7 protein-coding genes are annotated in these 6,152 nt (G+C 64.0%); 6 read left to right on the top strand and 1 reads right to left on the bottom strand.

Annotation, left to right across the window (positions count from 1 at the left end; genetic code table 11):
* The coding region (locus tag EN750_RS14770) for a 3-hydroxyacyl-CoA dehydrogenase family protein (protein WP_245482711.1) at positions 1–853 on the top strand (853 nt) is incomplete at its 5' end.
* On the opposite strand, the gene EN750_RS14765 is transcribed toward EN750_RS14770, so the two are convergent.
* A complete protein-coding gene (locus EN750_RS14765; RefSeq protein WP_127396853.1) occupies positions 850–1,665 on the bottom strand; it encodes a LuxR C-terminal-related transcriptional regulator in 816 nt (271 codons plus the stop codon). The genes EN750_RS14770 and EN750_RS14765 overlap by 4 nt on opposite strands.
* A 114-nt stretch (positions 1,666–1,779) precedes the next feature.
* Between EN750_RS14765 and EN750_RS14760 the strand changes: the two genes are divergently transcribed.
* From EN750_RS14760 to EN750_RS14740, 5 genes are all read left to right on the top strand, one after another.
* Positions 1,780–2,916 (top strand): ABC transporter ATP-binding protein, encoded by a 1,137-nt coding sequence (locus EN750_RS14760; protein ID WP_127396852.1) that lies wholly within the window; start codon positions 1,780–1,782, stop codon positions 2,914–2,916.
* Positions 2,897–4,060: a spermidine/putrescine ABC transporter substrate-binding protein gene (locus EN750_RS14755; protein ID WP_127396851.1), complete on the top strand. Its 1,164-nt coding sequence runs from the start codon at positions 2,897–2,899 to the stop codon at positions 4,058–4,060. The genes EN750_RS14760 and EN750_RS14755 overlap by 20 nt, the downstream gene beginning before the upstream one ends.
* Before the next feature lie 64 nt (positions 4,061–4,124).
* A complete protein-coding gene (locus EN750_RS14750) occupies positions 4,125–4,988 on the top strand; it encodes an ABC transporter permease (RefSeq protein ID WP_127396850.1) in 864 nt (287 codons plus the stop codon).
* Complete coding sequence (locus EN750_RS14745) at positions 4,988–5,800, top strand: ABC transporter permease (protein ID WP_127396849.1); 813 nt, start codon at positions 4,988–4,990, stop codon at positions 5,798–5,800. The genes EN750_RS14750 and EN750_RS14745 overlap by 1 nt, the downstream gene beginning before the upstream one ends.
* Before the next feature lie 10 nt (positions 5,801–5,810).
* Positions 5,811–6,152, top strand: a 342-nt coding sequence (locus EN750_RS14740) for an SDR family NAD(P)-dependent oxidoreductase (RefSeq protein ID WP_127396848.1), incomplete at its 3' end; no start/stop codon positions are given.

Here is a 6,152-nt window from a genome sequence, read left to right as displayed (position 1 = left end):
CAACACCTCCTATCTCGACATCAACGAAATCGCCGCTTCGACCTCGCGGCCGCAGGATGTGCTCGGCCTGCATTTCTTCTCGCCGGCCAATGTCATGAAGCTCCTGGAGATCGTGCGCGCCGACAAGACCGCGCCCGATGCGCTGGCGACCGTCGTCGACCTGGCGCGGCGGATCGGCAAGGTGGCCGTTGTCGTCGGCGTCTGCCACGGCTTCGTCGGCAACCGCATGCTGGCCGCGCGTGGCTCGGAATCGGAAGCGCTTCTTCTGGAAGGCGCGACGCCCAGCCAGATCGACCAGGTATTCACCGATTTCGGCTGGCCGATGGGGCCTTTCCAGATGGGCGATCTCGCCGGTCTCGACATCGGCTGGCGCAACCGCAAGGCGCGTGGCTTGTCGGCCGTGATCGCCGACACGCTGTGCGAGCAAGGACGTTTCGGCCAGAAGACCGGCCGGGGGTTCTATATCTACGAGAACGGTTCGCGTACCCCGGCCCCGGATCCGGAGGTCGAGGCGCTGATCCGCGACAAGGCCGCCGAGAGGGGCATCGCGCCGCGCGCGATCAGTGCGGAGGAAATCATCGAGCGCACGCTTTACCCCCTGGTCAACGAGGGCGCCAAGATCCTTGAGGAAGGCATAGCGGCCCGTGCGTCCGACATCGATGTCGTCTGGGTCAATGGCTACGGCTTTCCCATCGGCAAGGGCGGGCCGATGTTCTGGGCTGGCCTCGAAGGCCCGGCCAGGATCATCGAGCGGCTCGAGTACTGGCATCAACGGACAGGCAAGGACGTGTTCAAGCCGGCGCCGCTGCTGAAGAAGATGGCCGAGACCGGATCGTGGGAAGCCGGCGGTTAGGGGTCCTGCCGGATCCGCGCGTCGATGATCTCGACGAAACGTGCGAACAGGCCGGCCTGCGACTTGATCTTGAGCTTGCGGTAGATGTTGCGGCGATGGACCTTCACGGTGCCCGGCACGATGCGCATTGCCCTGGCGATCGATTCCGTCGAATGCCCCTGCAGCACCAGGTCGACGACATGTTTTTCGCGCGGCGTCAGCGACAGGCTCTGCCAGATGTGGGCGCGGTCGAACTCGTTGACCGGAGTGGTCGTCTCGTCCTGCTGCGCTTCTGCCGGTTCATCGGCCGGAAGGATAGGCCAGCGCAGCCTGGCGAAGCTGATCACCGCCGGCGCCATGTCGCGCAGCAATCTGGCATCGGCGGTGCCGAACGGGCCTGAAGCGCGCAGCCGCATCAGTGAGAGCACCAGCGCATCCTTGCCCGGCAGAGGCACGAAGAAGCCGACCTCCTCAGCCAGCCTGGTCTGGCTGTAGTAGGAACGGAAATACTCGCTGGCATAGAAACGGTCCGGCGCCAGTTCGCGCATGCGCCAGAAGCCTTCCTTGCGCTCGACCGCCGCGTGATGGAACGGGTCGAGCAGATAGGGTCCCTCCTGATAGAGCGCGACGAAGACGTGGCTTTCGGCCGGCGAGAAGGTTTCGAACAGCAGCGGCGGGCGCGCCGCGCCGCGATAGCCGAACACCACGCAGTGGTCGAAGCCGACATGGAGCCGCAGCCAATCGACCAGCGCATTGCCGAACAGGTCGCCACTGGTCTCCCGCGTCGCCGCGACGAGCGTGGCGAGCTGGCTGTATTCGTCGCTGCGGGACAATCCATACCCCCTTAAACGAGAAAATAGATCAGATATACCACCTGAGAGGTATATACTAGCCGCCATTGGCTCTGGTAGCGTCCCGATATTGCCCTGTTGCTGGAGCCATCAGCCTTGACCGCAGTGCCGGACATCGAGTTTCGCGGCGTCACCAAGCGCTATGGCGCGGTGACCGCGGTCAGCGGCATCGATCTCGCTGTCCCGCCCTTCGCCTTTGTCGCGTTGCTCGGGCCGTCCGGCTGCGGCAAGACCACCTGCCTGCGCATGATCGGCGGCTTCGAGCAGCCGAGCGAAGGCCGGGTGTTCATTCGCGGCCAGGACATGGCCGGCACGCCGCCCTACCGGCGGCCGGTCAACATGGTGTTCCAGCAATACGCGCTGTTTCCGCATCTCGATGTCGAGGACAATGTCGCCTACGGGCTGCGCCAGGCGCGGCCAAGGCTGTCTTCGCGCGAGATCGCCTCAAGAGCGGGCGAGGCGCTCGAAATGGTGCGGCTCGCCGGCTATGGCCGCCGCAAGATCCACGAACTGTCGGGCGGCCAGCAGCAGCGTGTGGCGCTGGCACGAGCCCTGGTCAACAAGCCGGCGGTGCTCTTGCTCGACGAGCCGCTGGCTGCGCTCGACAAGAAGCTGCGCACCGACATGCAGATCGAGCTGCAGAACCTGCAGCGCGAGATCGGCATCACCTTCGTGCTGGTCACGCACGACCAGGAGGAAGCGCTGTCGATGAGCGATTTCGTCTGCGTCATGAACGGCGGCCGCATCGTCCAGCTCGGGCAGCCGAGCGAGATCTATGACGAACCGGCCGATTTGTTCGTCGCCGATTTCGTCGGCAAGACCAACCTCTTGAGCGGTACCGTCGCCGGACATTCGGGCGATCTGGTGGAGGTGGCGCTTGCGAATGGCACCGTCATTGCAGCGCGCAAACGAACCGCCCTGCAGCAAGGCGAGGCCGTTTCGGTCAGCCTGCGTCCTGAATCGCTCAGTCTCGGCGCTCAGACAGGCGGCCCCTTCAAAGGCGTCGTCCGCAACCGGATCTTCCTGGGCTCGACGGCGGAATACGCGATCGAGGTCCAGGGCATCGGAACGCTGCTGGCCAAGGCCGATCACCTGATCGGCCACGGCAATCTCTTCAAGCCGGGTGAACCCGTCGCCATCGGCTTTGCCTCCGGAACGCCGCTGGCGTTTGCGGAGACCAAGAACAACGGGGCCAACCAGAGGGTAGATAAACATGTCGAAATCATATCGTGACGGACTGCCGATAAGCCCCAAGAATTTTGTCGATCAGCTGATGCGTTTGAAGCGCGGCTCGATCGGCCGACGCGACTTCCTCGGCCTCACCGGCCTTGGCATTGCCACGGCGGTAATGGCGCGCGAGATCGGCATCATGCCGACACCGGCCTTTGCCGCCGAAAGCCTTGGCGACCGCATGTCGATCGCCACCTGGCCGAACTATCATGATCCGGCGACCTTCGAGAACTTCAAGAAGGACACCGGCGTCGCCGTCGAGGTCAATGTCTTCGGCTCCAATGAGGAGATGCTGGCCAAATTGCAGGCCGGCGCCTCGGGCTGGAGCCTGTTCGTGCCGACCAACTACACGATCTCGACTTACAAGAAACTCGGCATCATCGAGCCGCTGGAGATGGCGAAGCTGCCGAATTTCGACGGCTCGCAGCAAGATCCCCGCTTCACTGGGGAAGGCACGATCGATGCGGTGACCTATGCGGTGCCGAAGAACTGGGGCACCACCGGCTTTGCCGTCAACACCAAGAAGCTGACCAAGCCGATGACCACCTGGAAGGAGTTCTGGGATACCGCCATGGCCGAAGGCGACAGCCGCACCATGGTGCACGACTACCAGCTGACCACGATCGGCAATGCGCTGAAATATTACGGCTATTCGTTCAACTCGTTGAAGCAAGACGAGCTCGCCAAGGCGGAGGAACTGCTGCTCAAGGTCAAGCCGCATCTGTTCGCGGTCTCCTCCGACTACCAGCCGGGCATGCGTGCCGGCGACGCCTGGATGACGATGTGCTGGACAAATGATGGCGCTCAGCTGCATCGCGACATTCCCGAGATCGCCTATGTGCTGGGCAAGGAAGGCGGCGAGATCTGGACCGATTTCTACGCCATTCCGAAAGATGCGCCGAACAAGCCGGCCGGGTACGCCCTGCTCAACTACCTGATGAATCCGCAGGTGGCGGTGAAGGAGCATTTGGCCAATGGTGCGCCGTCGACCGATGCGCGGGTCAACAAGCTGCTGCCCAAGGAAGTGCTCGACAATCCGATCCTCTATCCGGCGGCCGACCTGTTGACGCCGCTGGAATTCGGCGCGGCGGCAACGCTGACCGATCCGGGCCGCGCCGAATTGATGGCGCGCTTCAAGTCGGCCTAAGGGCCGGTCTGGCGCGGACAATTGACCGGCGGGCATATGTCCGCCGGTATCGGGGCGGTTTTCAATGCGCGGCAATAGATTTCGTCACAACCTCACGACCGCTTTGCTGCTCGGTCCGGCGACCGCGTGGCTGGTGGTGTTTCTGGTGCTTCCATTCATTGCCATCGCGGTGTTCAGCGTCGGCGAACGGGCGCCGGAAGGCGGCTATCAAGCGGCTTTCACGTTCGCGCAGTACGCCAACCTTCCGGCGCGGGCGACCGCTTTCTGGAACACGATGGTGCTGGCGCCGGTGGGCGCGCTCGCCTGCCTGCTCGTCGCCTATCCCGTTGCCTATTACCTCGCCTTGAAGGCGCCGCAGCGCTGGCGGCTGATCCTGCTGGCGCTCGTCGTCATCCCGTTCTGGACCAGCCTTTTGATGCGGACCTATGCCTGGATGTATATCCTGGGCGGGCGCGGCATCCCGGCTCTGCTGTCCTATATCGGTTTCGAGGATATCAGGCTGATCAACACGCCGGGCGCGGTGCTGCTCGGCATCGTCTATGGCTACCTGCCGCTGATGATCCTGCCGATCTATGTCAGCCTTGAGCGGCTCGACCGCCGGCTGCTGGAAGCCTCCGCCGATCTCGGCGCGACGCCGCTCTCGACCTTCCTCGGCGTGACCCTGAAACTGTCGCTGCCGGGCGTGATGACCGGCTTCTCGCTGGTCATGATCCTGCTGCTGGGCGAATATCTGATCCCGACGCTGCTTGGCGGCGGCAAGGTGTTCTTTATCGGCAATGCGCTGGTCGACCTGTTCCTGCAGTCGCGAAACTGGCCGTTCGGATCGGCCATCGCGATCACGCTGGTGCTGGTCTCGGTGGTGGTGCTGATTGCCGCCAACCGCATCTCGACCCGGGTTTCGGGCGCACGCCGGGTGGACCTGATCTGATGCGCGCCTTCGTTGTTGCCGTCTTTGCCTTCCTCTATCTGCCGATCGCGCTGGTCGTTCTGTTCTCCTTCAACGCCGGCCACCATGCCAGCGAGTTCACCGGCTTTTCGGTGCAATGGTACGGCAAGGCGCTGGCGAACCCGTTCCTGGTCGAAGCGCTGAAGAACAGCCTGTTCATCGCCACCACCAGCGCCTTGCTGGCGGCGTTGTGCGGCACGGCGGCAGCACTCGGCCTGGCGCGCGTCGGCATCAGAACACGCGCGGTCTTCGATGCGCTTCTGGGCGCCGCGATCGTCGTTCCGGGCGTCGTCATCGGCATTTCGACACTGGTCGCGCTCGTCCAGCTGTTCACGGTCGTCAATCCGTTCCTCGCCTCGATCTGGCCCGACGACCAGCCGCCGCGCCTGGCGCTCGGCTACGGCTCGATCATCGCGGCGCACGGCCTGTTCTCCATGGCGCTGGTGACGATGATCGTCGGCACGCGTCTCGGCAGCCTCGACCGCAATCTGGTCGAGGCGTCGAGCGATCTCTACGCCACGCCATTGACGACGTTCCGCTCGATCGTGCTGCCGCAGATCATGCCGGCCGTCGTTGCCGGTTTCCTGCTCGCCTTCACCTTCTCCTTCGACGATTTCATTGTGGCCTTCTTCGTCGCCGGGGCGCAGACGACGCTGCCGATCTATGTCTTCGCGTCGATCCGGCGCGGCGTGACGCCGGAGATCAACGCCATCGCGACGATCGTGCTCGTCGCTTCCGTGCTGCTTGTGGTGCTTGCCCAATGGCAATTGCGCCAGCGCAAGCCGTCGAACTGAAAGTCGCATCATGATCCTCAAAGACCGCATCGCCGTGGTGACCGGCGCCGGCTCCGGCATCGGGCGCGCCGGCGCCATGATCATGGGCAGGGAAGGCGCGGTGGTCGTCATCGCCGACAGGGATCAGGCCGCCGGCGAAGCAACGGCTTCGGACATAAGGGCAGTGGGCGGGCAGGCCGAGGCGATCGCCACTGACGTCGCGGACGATGGGGCGCTGGAAAAGCTCATTGCCGGCACGATCGAGAGGCACGGTCGCATCGACATCCTGCACAATCACGCCGGCATCCAGGTCGGCGGAACGCTGACCGAGGTCGAGGTCGGCGGCATGGACGCGTCATGGCGGGTCAATGTG

The sequence above is a fragment of the Mesorhizobium sp. M7A.F.Ca.ET.027.03.2.1 genome, from assembly GCF_003999175.1.
Taxonomy (GTDB): domain Bacteria; phylum Pseudomonadota; class Alphaproteobacteria; order Rhizobiales; family Rhizobiaceae; genus Mesorhizobium.
The sequence above is the reverse complement of the archived record's forward strand: the minus strand, read 5'-3'. Positions and strand labels throughout refer to the sequence as shown.